12 protein-coding genes are annotated in these 17,382 nt (G+C 74.3%); 7 read left to right on the top strand and 5 right to left on the bottom strand.

What is annotated here, in order from left to right; genetic code table 11:
- The first annotated feature begins 74 nt into the window (after positions 1-74).
- Positions 75-743 (top strand): O-methyltransferase, encoded by a 669-nt coding sequence (locus ACFVTF_RS22430; RefSeq protein ID WP_387815884.1) that lies wholly within the window; start codon positions 75-77, stop codon positions 741-743.
- A gap of 48 nt (positions 744-791) precedes the next feature.
- Positions 792-1,691, top strand: coding sequence for a Gfo/Idh/MocA family protein (locus ACFVTF_RS22425; protein WP_387815882.1), 900 nt, complete (start codon positions 792-794; stop codon positions 1,689-1,691).
- A 16-nt stretch (positions 1,692-1,707) separates the two neighbouring features.
- Here the strand turns inward: ACFVTF_RS22425 and ACFVTF_RS22420 are convergent, their stop codons facing one another.
- From ACFVTF_RS22420 to ACFVTF_RS22410, 3 genes are all read right to left on the bottom strand, one after another.
- Positions 1,708-2,817, bottom strand: a complete 1,110-nt coding sequence (locus ACFVTF_RS22420) for a hypothetical protein (protein ID WP_387815880.1) — start codon at positions 2,815-2,817, stop codon at positions 1,708-1,710.
- 233 nt (positions 2,818-3,050) lie between these two features.
- On the bottom strand, positions 3,051-4,649 hold the full coding sequence (locus ACFVTF_RS22415; RefSeq protein ID WP_387815878.1) for an FG-GAP-like repeat-containing protein: 1,599 nt from the start codon (positions 4,647-4,649) through the stop codon (positions 3,051-3,053).
- A gap of 181 nt (positions 4,650-4,830) precedes the next feature.
- Entirely contained in the window at positions 4,831-6,795 is a 1,965-nt protein-coding gene (locus tag ACFVTF_RS22410) for an FG-GAP-like repeat-containing protein (protein ID WP_387815876.1), read from the bottom strand.
- 440 nt (positions 6,796-7,235) lie between these two features.
- Here ACFVTF_RS22410 and ACFVTF_RS22405 point away from each other — a divergent pair, with 440 nt between their 5' ends.
- From ACFVTF_RS22405 to ACFVTF_RS22385, 5 genes are all read left to right on the top strand, one after another.
- Positions 7,236-10,763: a chemotaxis protein gene (locus ACFVTF_RS22405; protein ID WP_387815874.1), complete on the top strand. Its 3,528-nt coding sequence runs from the start codon at positions 7,236-7,238 to the stop codon at positions 10,761-10,763.
- Positions 10,764-11,041: 278 nt separating this feature from the next.
- Positions 11,042-11,650: a hypothetical protein gene (locus ACFVTF_RS22400; RefSeq protein ID WP_387815871.1), complete on the top strand. Its 609-nt coding sequence runs from the start codon at positions 11,042-11,044 to the stop codon at positions 11,648-11,650.
- 231 nt (positions 11,651-11,881) lie between these two features.
- The gene (locus ACFVTF_RS22395; RefSeq protein ID WP_387815868.1) at positions 11,882-12,910 is read left to right on the top strand and encodes a phosphotransferase family protein; all 1,029 of its coding nucleotides are present in this window, start codon (positions 11,882-11,884) and stop codon (positions 12,908-12,910) included.
- A gap of 3 nt (positions 12,911-12,913) precedes the next feature.
- The gene (locus tag ACFVTF_RS22390; protein ID WP_387815866.1) at positions 12,914-14,125 is read left to right on the top strand and encodes an acyl-CoA dehydrogenase family protein; all 1,212 of its coding nucleotides are present in this window, start codon (positions 12,914-12,916) and stop codon (positions 14,123-14,125) included.
- A 160-nt stretch (positions 14,126-14,285) separates the two neighbouring features.
- Positions 14,286-15,575 (top strand): alpha/beta hydrolase family protein, encoded by a 1,290-nt coding sequence (locus ACFVTF_RS22385; protein ID WP_387815865.1) that lies wholly within the window; start codon positions 14,286-14,288, stop codon positions 15,573-15,575.
- A 46-nt stretch (positions 15,576-15,621) separates the two neighbouring features.
- Here ACFVTF_RS22385 and ACFVTF_RS22380 read toward each other — a convergent pair whose 3' ends face one another.
- Positions 15,622-16,593 carry an NADPH:quinone oxidoreductase family protein gene (locus tag ACFVTF_RS22380; protein WP_387815863.1) on the bottom strand — a complete coding sequence of 324 codons (972 nt, stop codon included), beginning with the start codon at positions 16,591-16,593 and terminating at the stop codon, positions 15,622-15,624.
- Complete coding sequence (locus ACFVTF_RS22375; protein WP_387816086.1) at positions 16,590-17,348, bottom strand: SDR family oxidoreductase; 759 nt, start codon at positions 17,346-17,348, stop codon at positions 16,590-16,592. The genes ACFVTF_RS22380 and ACFVTF_RS22375 overlap by 4 nt, the downstream gene beginning before the upstream one ends.
- Positions 17,349-17,382 lie beyond the last annotated feature (34 nt).

The following is a 17,382-nucleotide window of genomic DNA, read 5'->3' as shown; positions in this document are numbered from 1 at the left end:
AGTACGGAGGGGCAGTCGGGCCCCCGGAGTAGCATCGGCGGGTACCTGCCGATCATGCACAACTGGAGGGCCCGATGACCCAGTCGACGTGGGATGCCGTGGACGCGTACTTCTCCGAGCAGCTGGTGGGGCACGACCCGGCGCTGGAGGCCGCGGCCGCCGCCGCCGACGCGGCCGGGCTGCCGAAGATCGCCGTCGCCCCCAACCAGGGCAAGCTGCTGCACCTGCTGGCGCTGACCCAGGGCGCGCGGCGGATCCTGGAGGTCGGCACGCTCGGCGGGTACAGCGCGATCTGGCTCGCCCGGGCGCTGCCCGCGGACGGCACCCTGATCACCCTGGAGATCGACCCGAAGCACGCCGAGGTCGCCCAGGGGAACATCGCGCGCGCAGGGCTGGAGAAGGTCGCCGAGGTGCGGCTCGGCCGGGCCGCCGACTCGCTGGCCGCGCTGGTGGAGCAGGGCGTGGAGCCCTTCGACCTGGTCTTCATCGACGCGGACAAGCCCAGCAACCCCGAGTACTTCCGGCGGGCGCTCCAGCTGACCAGGCCCGGCTCGCTGATCATCGTCGACAACGTGGTGCGCGGCGGCGCCGTCGCCGACGCGGACAGCACCGACCCGGGGGTGGTCGGCACCCGGGCCCTGCACGACCTGATCGCCGCCGAGCCGAGGGTCACCGCGACGTCGGTGCAGACGGTCGGCAGCAAGGGCTACGACGGCTTCACGCTGGCCCGCGTGCAGAGCTGAACCTTTTTCACGTACCACTTTCACGCACCACAGAGGAACGGAGACATCGTGCGGATCGGACTGCTGGGCGCCGGCCCCTGGGCGGAGCGGGTGCACGCACCCGTCCTCGCCGAGCACCCCGGGCTGGAGTTCACCGGCGTCTGGGCCCGTCGGCCGGAGGCGGCCACGGCCCTCGGCGGGGCGTACGGCGTCCCCGGCTACGCGGACCTCGACCAGCTGCTCGCCGAGGTGGACGCGGTCTCGATCGCGCTGCCGCCGACCGTCCAGGCGGGCCTCGCGGTACGGGCCGCCCAGGCCGGCTGCCACCTGCTGCTGGACAAGCCGGTCGCGCTGACCGTGCCGGACGCGCAGGCCGTGGCCGAGGCCGTCCGGGCCCACGAGGTCGCCTCCGTGGTCTTCTTCACCGTCCGCTTCGGCGGGGAGCAGATCCCGTGGATCGAGCAGCAGGCGGGCCTGGGCGGCTGGTTCACCGGCCGCTCGGACTGGCTCGGCTCGGTGTTCGCCCCCGGCAGCACCAGCCCGTACGCGGCCTCGCCGTGGCGCGAGGAGAAGGGCGCGCTGTGGGACGTCGGCCCGCACGCGCTGTCGGTGCTGCTGCCGGTGCTCGGCGACGCGACGCAGGTCACGGCGGTGGCCGGCCCGCTGGACACCGTCCACCTGGTACTGCGGCACGCCGACGGCGCCTCCAGCACCCTGGCACTGAGCCTCACCGCGCCGGTCGGCGCCGGTGGTGTCGGCCTGGAACTGCGCGGCGAGCACGGCGTCGCCCACCTGCCCGAGCGCGGCGAGGGCCCGACCGCCGCCCTGCACCGCGCCCTGGACGCCCTCCAGGCCTCGGCCGCCACCGGCCAACCACACCCCTGCGACGCGCAGTTCGGCCTGCGCGTGGTCGAAATCCTGGCCGGCGCCGAACACTCCCTGACCACGGGCACACCGGTCGCGGTCTGACGACCGTCCACGGAGCTCAGACCGGCGGCGGTGCGGGCTGCGTCGGGCCCGGGCGGCGGTCGGTGGGGCGGGCCGGGGGGATGACGGGGGCGTGGAAGTCGCGCGGGCCGGTCCACAGGGCGGGGACGGCGTCGCCGCGGCGGGCGAGTTCGTAGGCCAGCGCCTCGTAGTTGACGCGCCAGCCGTGGAAGTGCTGCCAGGCCTCGTCGACCGGGCGCTCGTGGGGGAAACCGGCGGACGTGATCATGGCGACGGCGCCGATGTACTCGGTGTAGGTCAGGCGGATCGGGACGTCCGGGTCAGGGTCCGGGTCGAAGTCGATCCGCACGGAGCGGCCGATGTCGCGCAGCGCGGTGAAGCCCGCGCGCAGCACCAGGCGGGCCTCGGGCGGGGCCGAGCGCGGGCAGAGCGCCAGGTGGAGGGCGGCCGCGTCGAGCACCGCGATCAGGCCGACCACCCAGCTGCGGTTCGGCTGCGGGGAGCGGAAGGACAGCAGCACCGGGTAGTTGGAGTGGCTCTCGCCGATGTCGGCGGCGAGCCGCTCCCAGTCCCGGTAGAGCTGGGGGAGGGCGGTCTCGGTGTCGACGAGGGACTGCCGGGCCAGCAGTTCCGGGCCCCAGGCGGGCTCGCCGGCCCGGGACTGGAGCAGGGTCACCTCGGTCTCCCGCCGCTGGTAGGCGGCGTAGAGGGTGGGCAGGTAGGCGATCTGGAGGGCGATCACCAGCGGCCCGCTGGCGGCGGCCATGAAGTCGATCGCCGAGAGTTGCAGGCGCTCGCCGCTGGCGTAGCCGAGGGTGAAGAGGCTGGATCCGGCCTCCCGGATGGCCACCGACCAGCTGAGCTCGGACGTGCCGTGCAGCAGCAGGGTGTAGGCGAGCAGCATGCCGCTGAGCCACATCCCGAGCATGCCGAGCAGGATCAGCGGTGCCAGCCAGGTCAGTGCCCGGTCCTGCGCGTGGTAGCCGCGGAACGGCGTCGCGTAGAGCCGGAGCACGGTCCGCAGCACCCGCCAGAGCCGGCTGACCAGCGCCGAGTAGAGCCCGCGCGGGACGACCAGCGTGCGCAGGATGCTGCCGACGATGAGCAGGAGCAGCAGGGCGCCGGCCAGGGTGTGGATCATCCTCATGGCGCCATTGTGGCGGTCCGCCGGAGCGGCTGCGGCGCGGGGCACGGCCCTACGGGACGACGGCGGGCAGGGGGAAGCCGCAGGGCGGGGTCGGGCGGCCAAGCGCGTTCCTTGCGCAGCAGCGCATCCTCGGGCTGCTGCGCCCAGGGCAGCCGGACGGCGAGGTCGTGGCCACGGCCGGCACAGGGGTGCCGGGGCCTGCGGCGGAGGCGTTCCCGCAGGCCCCGGACCGGTCAGGCGCCGCCGGCGATCTGGCCGAGGCCGGCCCACCCGCCGGCTCCGGCGCTGTCGCCCCCTCGGTAGGCGTAGGCCGTGACGGCTCCACCGGTTTCCGTCCGGAGGTAGTCGGCATGGGTGTCACCGTCGAAGTCCACGAAGGTGACCAGCTCCTGACGATCAGTCACGCCGGTGGCGATCCGGCCGATGGGGAGCCAGCCGCCGTGGCGGTCGCCGCCGCGGTTGAGCCAGGCGTTGACGGAGCCGTCGGGGTTGATCAGGAGGTAGTCGGCCTTGCCGTCGCCGTCGAGGTCGGCGAGCCGGACCCGGGTGCGGTCGTTGGTGACGCCGGTGGCGATCTGGCCGATGCCGTACCAGCCGTCGGCGCCGGCCTGGTCGCCGCCGCGGTTCAGCCAGACCTTGACCGTGCCGTTGTCCTCGATGACCAGGTAGTCGCTGCGGCCGTCGCCGTCGAAGTCGGCGAAGCGGACCTGCTCCTGTCGGTTGGTGACGCCCGCGGCGACCTGACCGATGCCCTGCCAACCGCCGGCCTGGTCGCCGCCGCGGTTGAGCCAGACGTTGACGGAGCCGTCGGGGTTGATCACGATGTAGTCGGCCTTGCCGTCGCCGTCGAAGTCGGCGAAGCGGACCCGGGTGCGGTCGTTGGTGACGCCGGTGGCGATCTGGCCGACGCTCTGCCAGCCGCCGGCGCCGGCCTGGTCGCCGCCGCGGTTCAGCCAGACCTTGACGGCGCCGCTGTCCTCGACCGTCAGGTAGTCGGGCTTGCCGTCGCCGTCGAAGTCGGCCCAGCGCACGCGCCCGCTGCCGCCCGCCTCGGTACCGGCACGGGGGGCTGTGGGGCGGGACGCCCAGCCGTCGGCGACGACCTGGTCGAGGGCCCGGTGGAAGACCTCCGCCATCTTGCGGTACCCGTTGTCGTTGGGGTGCAACTGGTCCGGGAGGTCGGTCGCGGCGTCGAGGTTCGCGGGGTCCACGTACCGGAGGTGCCGTCCGGCGGGCCCGCCGGCCGTGCTCTGGCCCTGCTCCTGGAGGGCGGCGAACTCGCGGTTGAACCGGGCGGTCCGCTGCTCCAGGCCGGGGGTCGCGGTCAGCAGGCCCTGCACGACGACGGTCACGCCCGGCTTGTCGGCGAAGATGCGGTCGACCAGCTCGGACAGCTGGTGGGCGGACTGCACCGGGTCGGCGGCCGGATCCCACTTCAGGTCGTTGATGCCGAGGTGCAGGAGAACGACGTCGGGGTCGGCGGCGGACAGCCAGCGGTCGATGTCCGCGCGGACCTGGGCGATCCGGTAGCCGCTGTGTCCCTCGTGGTCGGGGTCCGCGACGGAGCCCGAGCTGTTGGTGCCGACCAGGTCGACGGTGTAGGAGGACTGCTGGGCGGTCAGGTCCCACAGGGGCGCGCGGTAGCCGGCTCCGCTGGTGCTGCCGGCCCCGTCGGTGATCGAGTCGCCGAGCGGCATGACCTTGATGGGGGGAGCCGTCGGCGCCGGAGCCGAGGCCGCCGCCTGGGGCGCGGCCGCTGCGGGAACGACGGCGGGGCCGGAGGTCAGGGCTGTGGCGAGGGCCGCCAGGGTGATCAGGGAGGCACGTTTCACGGGGTGTCCAGTTCTGGGGAGATCAGGGGAACGCGGGCCGGGCCTGAGCGGCCGCTGCTCGTGGCGGTCGAGCGGGCCCGGCCGCGCGGATGGTGAATCCGCTGCCGTCAAGCCCCGGGCCGTTTCGCCCGGCACCGCGCGGCGGTGGGGGCGGAACGGCCCGGGGAGGTGGGGCGCGGGCTCAGGCGCCGCTGGCGATCCGGCTGAGGAACTCCCAGCCGCCGCGGCCGTCGCCGCCCTTGTTGGCGTACGCGTTGGTGGTGCCGTCGCCGGGGTTCCAGAGGTAGTCGGCGCGGCCGTCACCGGTGAAGTCCGTGAGGAAGACGGAGTTGTTGTCCGTCGTCAGACCGGTGGCGACGCGGCCGAGGAAGTCCCAGCCGGTGCTGCCGGCCTGGTCGCCGCCGCGGTTGAGATAGACGTTGACGGAGCCGTCGGGGTTGATCACGATGTAGTCGGCCTTGCCGTCGCCGTCGAAGTCGGCGAAGCGGGCCCGGGCACGGTCGTTGGTGGCGCCGGTGGCGATCTGGCCGATGCCCTGCCAACCGCCGGCCTGGTCGCCGCCGCGGTTCAGCCAGACCTTGATGGCGCCGCTGTCGTCGATGACCAGGTAGTCGCTGCGGCCGTCGCCGTCGAAGTCGGCGAAGCGGACCTGGTCCTGTCGGTTGGTGACGCCCGCGGCGACCCGCCCGATCGGCTGCCAACCGCCGGCCTGGTCGCCGCCGCGGTTGAGCCAGACGTTGACGGAGCCGTCGGGGTTGATCACGATGTAGTCGGCCTTGCCGTCGCCGTCGAAGTCGGCGAAGCGGACCCGGGTGCGGTCGTTGGTGACGCCGATGGCGACCTGACCGATGCCCTGCCAACCGCCGGCCTGGTCGCCGCCGCGGTTCAGCCAGACCTTGACCGCGCCGCTGTCCTCGACCGTCAGGTAGTCGGGCTTGCCGTCCCCGTCGAAGTCCGCGAAGCGCAGACGGCCGGTGCCGGCCTCGTAGGCGGCGGCGGAACGCCGGCCCTGCAACGCCGTGATCCACGGTCCGAGGTCGTCCACCCGCGTCTCGTAGGCGCCGGTGCGCGGCTCGGTGGCGGTGAGGCAACCGCCCTGCCAGGAGCGGCTGGTGACGGCGACGACCTCGGCCTTGCCGCCCACCTCGCGGACGGCCGGCCCGCCGGCGTCGCCCAGGCAGACAGTGGCGTCGACCGGAGCCTTGGCCGTCACGTCGATGCCGGTGGCCTCGACGGCGCCGACGCTGAAGGCCGCCGTGTGGGGCGCAGCCGGAACCCACTCCGTCCGGGTGCGGCCGTAGCCGGTGACCTTCAGCTCCTCGCCCTGGACCGGGGCGGTGGAGGCCACGGCAACCGGGGTGATGCCGTAGGCGGGGAGGTCCAGGCGGGCCATCACCAGGTCGCGGTCGGTGCGCGGCACCAGCTCGACGATGTCGGTGGTGTGGCCGCCGGTGCCGTTGAGGTCCCCGCGGCCGATCGTCGCGGTGGTCTTCTTCTTCGGGGCGCCCGCCGGGATGGTGAGGGACTGGGCGGGGTTGTCGGCGAAGCAGCTCGCGGTGGTGAGCACCCAGCGCGGGTCGACCAGCGTGCCGGTGCAGCCGCGGCCTCCGATGTCGAGCTTGGCCACGTAGGGGCGGTCCGACGGCCCCGAGTTGGCCGGGCCCGGCCCGGTGGCGGTGATGTCCAGCAGGGTGTGGGGGCGGCTCTGGGGGTCGGCGGCCTCGCCGACCGCTGTCCACAGGTTCTTGTCGACCTTGAACGACGTGGTCGCGCCGTCGACGGACATCGAGACGGACACGTCGCGCACGCCGTCGCTCTGGATGCCGTGTACCCGCGGCACCTCGAGGCTGAGGCGGCCGACCGCGCCGGTCATCCGGAAGCAGATGTCGTCCCGGGTGCGCGCCATGATCCGCAGGAGGCCGGCGCCGGACGAGCAGGTGGTGAGAGTGATGTTGCCGTTGCCGGACTTCAGGCGGATGCCCGAATCGGCCAGTATTCGGTCCGCGCCCGGATACGAGTAGTCCTCGACGGTGAACGGTGCGGTACCGGTGGTCGACGCGTTCGCGACCGGGACGCCGGTGGTGCCGGCGAGAAGCGTGAGACCGGCCGTCGCGGCGGCGGCCAGGATTCGAGAAGAGGCCCTCATTTCGGGCTCCTCACCCCCCATGGATGCGGTTTTTCTGTCTGGGTGTCCTGCCGGGGCGAAGGCCCGAGCGGACCCCGGACAAAGGCCGCGTACGGACGCGTGCGATCCAGGACCTGCCATGCTCTCCCCCACCGAACTGACGGGGACATTGATATCACTACCGCGGGCCGGCCGACGAGGGGGCGTCCGCGATGTGACCGATCGCGAACCATGATCCGAAAATATCTATTTGATCCACGATCAGCCAAGGAAGTGTCAAGGATCGGTATCCAAAATTTTCGTCGGACGTGTCATCATGTGCGGTCGGGCGGGCCTGACTGCCCGACCGGTCTGTTTCCGAACTGACTTGTTTTCGAGGGGATATGACACAGCAGATACCTGGGGGGCGCTGGAAGGCATCCCCCTCGCCGCGACCACGCAACGGACTGACGCTCCGTCTTGTGACGGTCGCCACCGCGATCGCGCTCACCACCGGGTCGCTCTCCGGCGTCGCCGCCGCGACGGACACGGCACCCGGTGCGACCCCGCTGAGCCCGCGGGCCCAGGCCGTCGCCGAATGGAAGTCGGGCGGCGACTCCGTCCGCGCCGCCGCCGAGCTCGCCCTGGTCGGTACCGACGCCGACATCGACGCCTTCCTGACGACCGGACGCAAGGTCGCCACCGAGGCGGACGAGAGGCTCGCCGTCCTCCAACTGCTGAACGTCAGCGGGCTCGGTGTGCGTGAGGCCGCGCAGACCGCGCTGGCCGGAACGCCGCAGGACGTGCACGCCTTCCTGGCCTCGGGCTGGACCAAGCCGCTGGCCGACGACCGGAGGGTCAGCGTGCTGCGCGCGATGAACACCGGCGGCGTCGCGGTGCAGGAGGCCGGGCAGAAGGCGCTCAACGACGGCTCTCCCGAGGCCATCGCTCAGTTCCTCGCCGTCGACCTCCAGAAGGCGCAGGAGGAGGAGGACCGGGTCCAGACCCTGCGGCTGATGAACCTCGGCGGCCCGCAGCTGAAGAGCGCGGGCAGCGCGGCCCTGAGCGCCGGAGCCCCCGCCGTCCGGGCCTTCCTGCGGGAGGGGCAGTACGCGGCCCGCGCCCAGGACCAGGAGTCCATGACGGTCGGCCAGCTCGTCGAGACCGCCCGTCAGGCCGGTCAGGAGGCCGGCAAGGAGACCGCCGCGGCGAAGGAGGCCTCTGGCCGTGCGGTGGACGCCGCGCGCCTGGCCAAGGAGGCGGCCCAGAAGGCCGCCTCCGAGACCGCCGCCGCCCAGGGCTCCGCCCAGCGGGCGACCGCCGCCGCCCACCGCGCCGCCGACGCCGCCGAGAGCGCGGCGAACGCCGCCCGCACCGCGATCGACGCTGCCAACGCGGCCAGCAGCGCGGCCCGGACCGCCTCGGCCGCGGCCTCCGCCGCCGCGTCCGCCGCAGCCGCGGCGGGACGGGCGGCTGCCCGTGCCTACCAGTCCGCGTCCGCCGCGGCGAAGGACGAGTCGCAGGCCGCTGCCGCCCGGGACGCGGCGAAGACCGCCCGGGACGCCGCGCAGGGCGCCACCACGGCCGCCGAGTCCGTGTTCCGGGCCGTCGGCGCCCTGACGGACGCCCTCACCTCGGTCGGCGAGGCCGTCAGCGCCGGCGTCCACGCCGCCGCCGCAGCCCAAGCCGCCGCCGACGCGGGCGGCAACAGCGCGGTCGCCCGGGCCGAGGCCCAGCGGGCGAACGCGGCCGCCGCCAAGGCCCGCCGCCTGTCCGCCACGGCCGCCAGCGCCGCCGGCACCGCGAGGACGATGGCGACCCAGGCCCTGGCAGCCGCCCAGGAGGCGCGTTCCGCTGCCACCGAATCCGCCGGACATGCCACCGCCGCCGCGCAGGCGGCGGAGGACGCGGCGAACCATGCCGGCCAGGCCGGCAACTGGGCCAACCTCGCCACCGAGCACGCGAACGCCGCCATCAAGGCGGCGGAGCGGGCCACTGGCGCCGCCAACCAGGCGGACCAGGTGGAGAAGACCGCCAGGGAGGCCGAGAAGGTCGCCCTGGAGACCAACCGCGACCTCGCCATCGAGGCCGCGGGCGAGCTCAAACAGCGGTACACCGAGCAGCAGTCCGTCCAGGTGACGGAGCGCGCCGAGGCGTTGCGCCAGGACGAGGAGACCAAACAGCTCCTGGCCGAGGCCACCGCGCCCGGCACCACGCCCGCGACCGTGCTCGACAAGGCCCGCAAGGCGGCCGTGCACCTGATGGCGACCGGCTCGCCGTGGACGGAGCGCGCCGCCGAGGCGGCCCTGTCCGGCACCGAGGCCGACGTCCGGCAGTGGCTCGGCACCGGGCGGCAGGAGGCGGCGTCCCAGGACGACTACACGAAGGTCGCCAACCTGGCCGTGACGGGTACCCCCGCGCTGAGGACGGCCGCCCTCGCCGCGCTCAACACCTCCTCGGACCAGCAGGCGGTGTTCCTGGAGACGGGCCAGCACGCCGTGCTGAAGGACGACTACCGGGTCCAGGTCCTCGCCCTGATGAACGCGGGTGGCAAGGCGGTCAAGGAGGCCGGCTCGGCCGCACTCGGCACCAACACCACCGAGGCACTGCGCGAGTTCGTCGCCACCGGTCAGCACCGGGCGCGCGAGGAGGACGACAAGGTCGAAGCGCTCCGGCTCACCGCCGAGGGCGGGCCGCGGGTGCGCGCAGCGGCCCAGGTCGCCCTCTCGGGCCCCGCCCCGCTGCTGCGCGACTTCGTCGCCGTCACCCAGTACGTGGCGGCCCAGCGCGACCAGACCGACGCCGTCCACGTCGCCAGCGTCCAGCGCATGGTCGCCGAGGGCAAGGCGATCGCCGCGACCGCCACCCAGGACGCGACCCAGGCCGCCGCCGCGGCGGCCACCGCGCGCGGTGCCGCCACCGAGGCCGCGGGCTACGCCCAGCAGGCGAGCGCCTCGGCTGCCGCCGCCAACGTCGCCGCCGGCCAGGCCTCGGCCGCGGCGAACGCCGCCGACGCCTCGGCCCGTCGGGCCGCTGCCTCGGCCACGACGGCGAAGAACGCGGCCACCGCGGCCGGCAAGTCGGCCGCCCAGGCGACCCAGTCGGCCCACCGCGCCGCCAACTCCGCAACCGCAGCGGCTGCTTCGGCCCGTTCCGCGTACGCCTCGGCCGACCAGGCGTACGCCTCGGCGGTGGCTGCGGGCAAGAGTGCCACCGAGGCGCTCACCGCCGCGGGCGAGGCGCTGTCCCACGCCATGGAGCTCGCCCGGCAGGAGGCCCAGGCGAACGCCACCGCCCCGACCGAGCCTGGCGATCCGGGCGGTGCGGACGACGGGTACGAGCCGGAGCACCCGGACGAGGACCTCGTCATGGAGGGCGGCATCTCCCTGGCCGAGGCCACCACCCTCGCGCTGGACATCGCCGGGATCTTCGACCCCACGCCGATCAGCGACGGGGCCTCGGGCGTCATCAGCCTCTTCCGCGGCGACTTCACCGGTGCGGGCCTGTCCGTGGTCGGCTTCATCCCCTACGCGGGTGACGCCCTCAGCAAGCCGGCGAAGATCGCCAAGCTGCTGGCCAAGAACGAGAAGATCGCCAAGCGGGCGACCGACATGAAGTGGGTGGAGTGGGCCGCCCAGAGCCTGAAGCACATGTCGGTGACCAAACTCAGCGACGGTGTTGCCACGCTCAACTCGCTGGCCCGCGACGCCGAGAAGGCATACAAGTCGAACACCAAGCTCCGGGCCGCGGCGATCAAGCACAACCTGCCGACCGACCTCGAAGGCCCCGTCCCGTTCGTCCCGCCGAAGGGCTGGATGGGAAAGCCGGAAAGGGGAGGCGGTTTCAAGGATGCCTACGGCAACCTCTGGAAGAAGGCGACGGACGGCAAGGACGAATGGGACGTCCAGGTGAAGAAGGGAACGAAGTTCTCCATCTTCTCCAGCGGCAAGAACCAGGGGAAGGACATGGAGCACGCCAACATCGCTCCGGACGGATACGTGACGCACTGAGCACGGCGAACCGCCCCGAGTGGTAACGCCTTTCGGCCCCGGTCCCGATGGAGGAACGCGACGACATCGGGGCCGGGGCCCTTCCCCTCCGTTCCGTGATCCGCGGATTCCGCGGATTCCGCGGATTCCGCGGATTCCGCGGATTCCACGGATACGATCCATGGACGGGGCGGCCCCCGTCGGCGCCTCCCCTTCCTCCGTATTTCCGCTCGACACCTCCGCACCGCCCGTGATGTGTCCGGCACCACCGACCGCGCCACCCCGGAGGCGACTGCACCATGGCCCTGGCCCCCCACCGCCTCGTCTGGATGAGCCTCTGGCTGGAGGCACCCGTCGAGCAGGACGCCGCGCTCACCCGCGAAGTCGCCGTCGCCCTGGCCCCGTTCGGCCGCGTGACGGTCACCTCCCGGGGCCCCTACCGGCGCACCCCGGAGCTGCTCTCCTTCGACGTCGAGCTCGTGCCCTCGTCGTCCACCACCGACTGCCTCCTCGCCCTGGGCCTGAGCCCCGACGAGGACGGCGACTGGCCGGTCTGGGAACGCACCGGCGGCGGCGTCTTCCTGCACCCCGCCGTCCGCGGCGCCCAGGTCGGCGAGGAGGAGGCTGCGACGCCACCGCCGTTCGAGAACGGCGACGTGGTGACGGTCCTCGACAGCCCGACCGCCCGTGAGGAGGGCCTGGTGGGCGTGGAAGCCGTCGTCCACAGTTCCTTCTACCTCCCGGACGAGCCCGACCCGCTGCTCCGCCGGTGGCGCCACCAGGTGATGCCCGAGGGCCGGGAGATGCTGGAGCCCTTCGAGAGCGCCGAGCTGCGCCCCACCGGCCGTCGCGAGGTCGTCGCGGACGTACCCGATCCCGTGTACATCGCGCACGCCGGGCCGGTCTGAACCGGCCCCGGTCGGACGCAGGGCGGTCGCCGACGCGGTGCTGCGTCGGCGCATCTCGGATGGTGCCGACCGGTGCCGTCCGACCCGATTCCTCGTAGCGAGCCCCCGGACCAAGAGGTCCGGGGGCTCGTCGCGTGCGGGGTGGCATTGACAGCGGGCGGCGTCCGGCTGAATGCTAAGCAAGCGCTTAGTCAACGAGGCCACACCCCGAGGACCCCGAGGAGCCGCCCGATGCCCGAGACCCCCGCCGAGCCGCCCGGGCTGGACCTGGCCCGCCTCCGCGCCCACCTGGACCGGGAGCTGCCCGGCCTCGTCCGGGGCCCGCTGCGGGCCGACCTCATCGAGGGGGGCCGTTCCAACCTCACGTACGTCCTCGCCGACGGCACCGGCCGCTGGGTGCTGCGCCGCCCGCCGCTCGGGCACGTCCTGGCCACCGCGCACGACATGGGCCGCGAGTACCGCGTCATGACCGCCCTGCGCGACACCGACGTGCCCGTCCCGCGCACCCTGCTGCTCGATCCCGGCGCGGAGGTGCTCGGCGCCCCCTGGTACCTGATGGAGTTCGTCCCCGGCGTCGCGCACCGGGCCCTCGCCCCGGTCGCCGCCCTCGGCGAGCAGCGCGTCCACGCGCTCGGGCGGCGGCTGGTCGACACCCTCGCCGCCCTGCACCGGATCGACCCGGCCGACGTCGGCCTCGCGGACTTCGGCCGCCCCGACGGCTACCTGGAGCGCCAACTGAGGCGCTGGTCCACCCAGTTGGCGAACTCCCGCAGTCGCGAACTGCCCGACGTGGAGCGGCTGCACGCGCTGCTCGCCGAGCGCCGGCCGATCTCCCCGGCGCCCGCCCTGGTGCACGGCGACTACCGGCTGGACAACGTGCTGGTCGGCGACGACGACGCGATCACCGCCGTGCTGGACTGGGAGATGTCCACCCTCGGCGACCCGCTCACCGATGTCGGCCTGCTGGTGATGTACACCGAGGTCGCCGGCGTCGGCGGCGGCATCATCCCCTCCGCCGCGACCGCCCCCGGCTTCCCGAAGCCGAACGAACTGGTCGCGTACTACGCCGAGTTGACCGGCCGGCAGGCCGCCGACCTGGACTGGTACGTCGCCTTCGCCTCCTTCAAGCTCGCCGTCGTCGCCGAGGGCATCCACTACCGCTACCAGCAGGGCCGCACCCTCGGAGCGGGCTTCGAGCGGGCCGGCGAGATGGCCCCGATCCTCGCCCGGTACGGCCTGAGCACCCTCAAGGAGCACTGACCGATGGACTTCGCCTACGACGCCCGCACCGACGAACTCCGCGCGCAGCTGCTGGCCTTCATGGACCAGCACGTGTACCCGGCGGAGGCGGCTCTCGCGCAGCAGCTCGCCGACCCGGCCCGCGAGGCCTGGAGCATCCCGCCCGTGGTCGCCGAACTCCAGGCCGAGGCACGCAAGCAGGGCCTGTGGAACCTCTTCCTCCCCGGGGAGGGCGGCGCCGGCCTGACCAACCTCCAGTACGCCCCGCTCGCCGAGATCACCGGCCGCAGCCCGCACCTGGCCCCGCCCGCGCTCAACTGCGCGGCCCCCGACACCGGCAACATGGAACTGCTCGCCCAGTTCGGCACCGCCGAGCAGCGCGAGCGCTGGCTGCGCCCGCTGCTGGACGCCGAGATCCGCTCCGCCTTCGCGATGACCGAGCCCGAGGTCGCCTCCTCGGACGCCACCAACATCGCCACCCGGATCGAGCGCGACGGCGACGAGTACGTCGTCAACGGCCGCAAGTGGTACATCACCGGGGCGATGAACCCGCAGTGCCGGATCCTCATCGTGATGGGCAAGACCGACCCGGCCGCCGAACCGCACCGCCAGCAGAGCATGGTGCTCGTCCCGCGCGACACCCCCGGCGTCACCGTCAGGCGCGGCATGACGGTCTTCGGCTACGACGACGCGGACCACGGCGGCCACGCCGAGGTGCTGTTCGAGGACGTCCGCGTCCCGGTCGGGAACCTGATCGGGGAGGAGGGCGCGGGCTTCGCCATCGCGCAGGCCCGGCTCGGCCCAGGCCGGATCCACCACTGCATGCGCGCGATCGGCATCGCCGAGCGCGCCCTGGAGCTGATGTGCCGCCGGGTGAACGGGCGGGTCGCCTTCGGCCGGCCGCTCGCCGAGCAGGGCGTGGTGCAGGACTGGATCGCCGAATCCCGGGTCAGGATCGAGCAGTTGCGGCTGCTGGTGCTCAAGACCGCCTGGCTGATGGACACCGTCGGCAACCGGGGCGCGCACACCGAGATCCAGGCGATCAAGATCGCCACCCCGCGCACCGTCGAGTGGATCCTCGACAAGGCCGTCCAGGCGCACGGCGCCGCGGGCGTCAGCCAGGACACCCCGCTCGCGCAGCTCTGGGCCGGCAACCGCACCCTGCGGCTGGCCGACGGCCCGGACGAGGTGCACAAGCGCTCGCTGGCCCGGCGGGAGCTGCGGCGGCACCCGTAGGGGTGTCATACCGGAGTACTCAGGGGCGGGTTGGCTCCTGGGTATGACGGCTGCGGACCGCCCCCGCCCGTACTGTCCTGATCAGCGGGCCGGCAAGTCAGCCGGCCGGCAGGCCAGGAGGCCAACAGGCCGACAGGTCAACGGGGCGAGGAGAGACATCATGGGCGGGCGGGGACGGGCCGCGGCGGCGGTACTGCTGGCGGCGACGGCGGTGCTCGGAGCGGCCGGCGCACCCGGGGCGGTGGCGGCAGCACCGGCGCCCGGGGCGGACGGCGGCGGCGAGCGGCAGGCCCGGGCCTGGCTGCCGGAGCCCACCGGGCCGTACCCGATCGGCACCACCACGCTGCACCTGACCGACACCGGTCGGGAGGACCCCTGGAAGCCCGGGCAGCGCCGCGAGCTGATGATCAGCCTCTGGTACCCGACCGCCCGCCCGGCCACCGGCGCCGACCGCGCCCGGTACATGGCGCCCGCCGCCGGCGAACACTTCGGCACCGAGGGCAGCACCGGCCAGGCGAACTACGGCGCCACGCCCGGCCGCACCGACTGGGCGGGCATCCGCACCCACGCCCGGCCCGACGCCCCCGCCCTGCCCGGCGGCCCGCGCCCGGTGGTGCTGTACTCGGCCGGCCTCGGCGACCCGCGCACCTGGGGCACCGGGCTGGTCGAGGACCTGGCCTCGCGCGGCTACGTCGTGGTCACGCTGGACCACACCTACGAGGCCTCCGAAGTCGCCTTCCCCGGAGGCGAGCTGGCCACCTCCGTGTTCCCCGCGCTGGTCGGACAGCCCGGCCTGGACATCGGCGCGGTGCTGCGCAAGTCGATGCGGACCAGGGTCGACGACACCCGCTTCGTCCTGGACGAACTCGGCGGCCTGCGCCTGGACCCACGGCTGCCCGCCGGCCTCGCCGCCTCGCTGGACCTCGACCGGATCGGCATGGTCGGCCACTCGGCGGGCGGCTTCACCGCCCTCCAGACCATGCACGACGACCCGCGCATCGCCGCCGGCGTCAACCTGGACGGCCAACTGCACTTCCCCGGGCCCGACGGCCACACCGGGGTGTACCTGCCCAGCGTCGCCCAGGACGGCCTGGACCGCCCGTTCCTGCTGATGGGCACCCGCAACGAGGATTCCGGGGACCACCACCGCCAGCCAGGCTGGGACGCCCTCTGGCAGCACAGCACCGGCTGGCACGCCGACGTCACGCTGAACGGCTCCCGGCACGGCTCCTACACCGACGCGCAGTCCCTGCTGCCCCAGCTCGCCAGGCAGGGCGCGATCACCCCGGAGCGGCTGGGCGAGGACGTGGGCGACATCCGCCCCGACCGGGCGGTGCTCGCCACCCGCTCCTACGTCGCGTCCTTCCTCGACCGCTGGCTGCGCGGACACGACGACCACCTGCTGGACGGGCCCTCCGCGCGCTTCCCGGAGATGGAGTACGCGCGGTAGGGCAACACCCGCCGGCCACCGCACCGCGCTCCCGTCGAGCCCGCCGTCAGTCCCCGAGGACGGCGATCCGGCCGGTGCTGCGCCCGTCGGCGACGAGCTGGACGGCGTCGGCGGCCCCGGCGAGCGGCACCCGGGCGCTCACCAGCGGGCGGACCACGCCCCGGTCGGCGAGCCGGGTCAGCTCGTCGTGGGCGGCGCGGACGGCCTGCGGGTCATGGGTGTTGTAGAGGCCCCAGTGCAGGCCGAGGATGGCGTAGTTCTTCACCAGCGCGTGGTTGAGCGCCGGCGCCGGGATCCGGCCGGCGGCGAAGCCGACCACCACGATCCGGCCCTCGAAGGCGACGCACCTGGTGGAGCCGGTGTAGGCGTCCCCGCCGACCGGGTCGAAGACCACGTCCGCGCCGCGCCCGCCGGTGAACTCCTTGACGGCGGCGACGAAGTCCCCGGCCGTCCGGTCCACCACCAGGTCGGCGCCGAGCGCCCGGGCCGCCTGCGCCTTGGCGGGGCCGCCGACCACGGCGACCACCCGGGCCCCGGCGGCCCGGCCCAGCTGGACCGCCGCGCTGCCCACGCCGCCCGCCGCCGCGTGCACCAGCAGCGTCTCGCCGGCCGCCAGCCGGGCCCGGCGGTGCAGGGCGAACCACGCGGTCTGGTAGCCGATGTGCAGCGCGGCCGCCTCGGCGTCGTCCAGCGCCCCGGGCGCGGGGAAGGCGGCGGCCGCGTCCAGCAGCGCGTACTCGGCGAAGGCGCCGTGCGGCAGCACCGGGTTGCCGATCAGCCGCTCGCCCCGCCGCGCGCCGTCCGCCACCTCGCCGCACAGCTCCACGCCGGGCGTGAACGGCAGCGGCGGGCGGACCTGGTACTGGCCGCGCACCATCAGCGCGTCCGGGAAGTTGACCGCCGCGGCCCGCACCCGGACCAGCAGCTGCCCCGGCCCGGCCACCGGCCGCGGCACCTCCTCGGCCAGCCGCATCACCTCGCCCGGCTCGCCGAGCTGCCCCACCTGCCAGGCCCTCACAGCGCCTCGCTCCTCTCCAGCCCCTGCTGGAGCCGGTTCATCCCGTTGATCCAGCGGTCCGGTTCGGTGGCCCGGACCCGGTAGTACTCGGCGACCTCGGGGTGCGGCAGGATCAGGAAGCGGCCCTCGCGCAGTCCGGCCAGCGCCGCCTCGGCGACGTCCTCCGGGTCCAGCGCGGTGGGCGCGAGCAGCGCCTCGCCGACGGCGCCGGTCGAGGCGAGCATGTCGGTGCGCACGCCCTGGGGGCAGAGCGCGTGCACCCGGACGCCGCGGTGGCGGTACGTCGCGGAGAGCCACTCGGCGAAGGCGAGCGCGCCGTGCTTCGTGACGGCGTAAGGGGCCGAGCCCAACATGGTGAGCAGCCCGGCGGCGGAGACCGTGGCGAGGAAACGGCCGCCGCCGCGCTCCAGCCAGCGGGGGAGCAGCAGGTCGGCGGCCCGGACGTGGGCGAGGACGTTGACCTCCCAGGCGCCGGCCCAGGCCGCGGCGGGCGCGTCGGCCCCGCCGACCGGGGCGACGCCCGCGTTGGCGCACCACACGTCGATCTCGCCGAGCGCGGCCCGGGCCTGCCCGACCAGGGCGGCCAGGCCCTCGGGGGAGGCGGCGTCCCCGGGGGCGGCGGTGCCGCCGCAGTCCTCGGCGACGGCGCGGGCGGCGTCGGCGTCCAGGTCGTTGACCACCACCCGGGCACCGGCCGCGGCGAAGGCCCGGGCCAGGGCGGCGCCGATGCCGCGCCCGCCGCCGGTCACCACCACGCCCTGGCCGGCGAAGTCGGCCGCAGGGGCCTCC

The sequence above is a fragment of the Kitasatospora sp. NPDC057940 genome, from assembly GCF_042887425.1.
GTDB lineage: Bacteria > Actinomycetota > Actinomycetes > Streptomycetales > Streptomycetaceae > Kitasatospora.
Note: the sequence above shows the minus strand (reverse complement) of the source record. Positions and strands in the feature narration are given on the sequence as shown.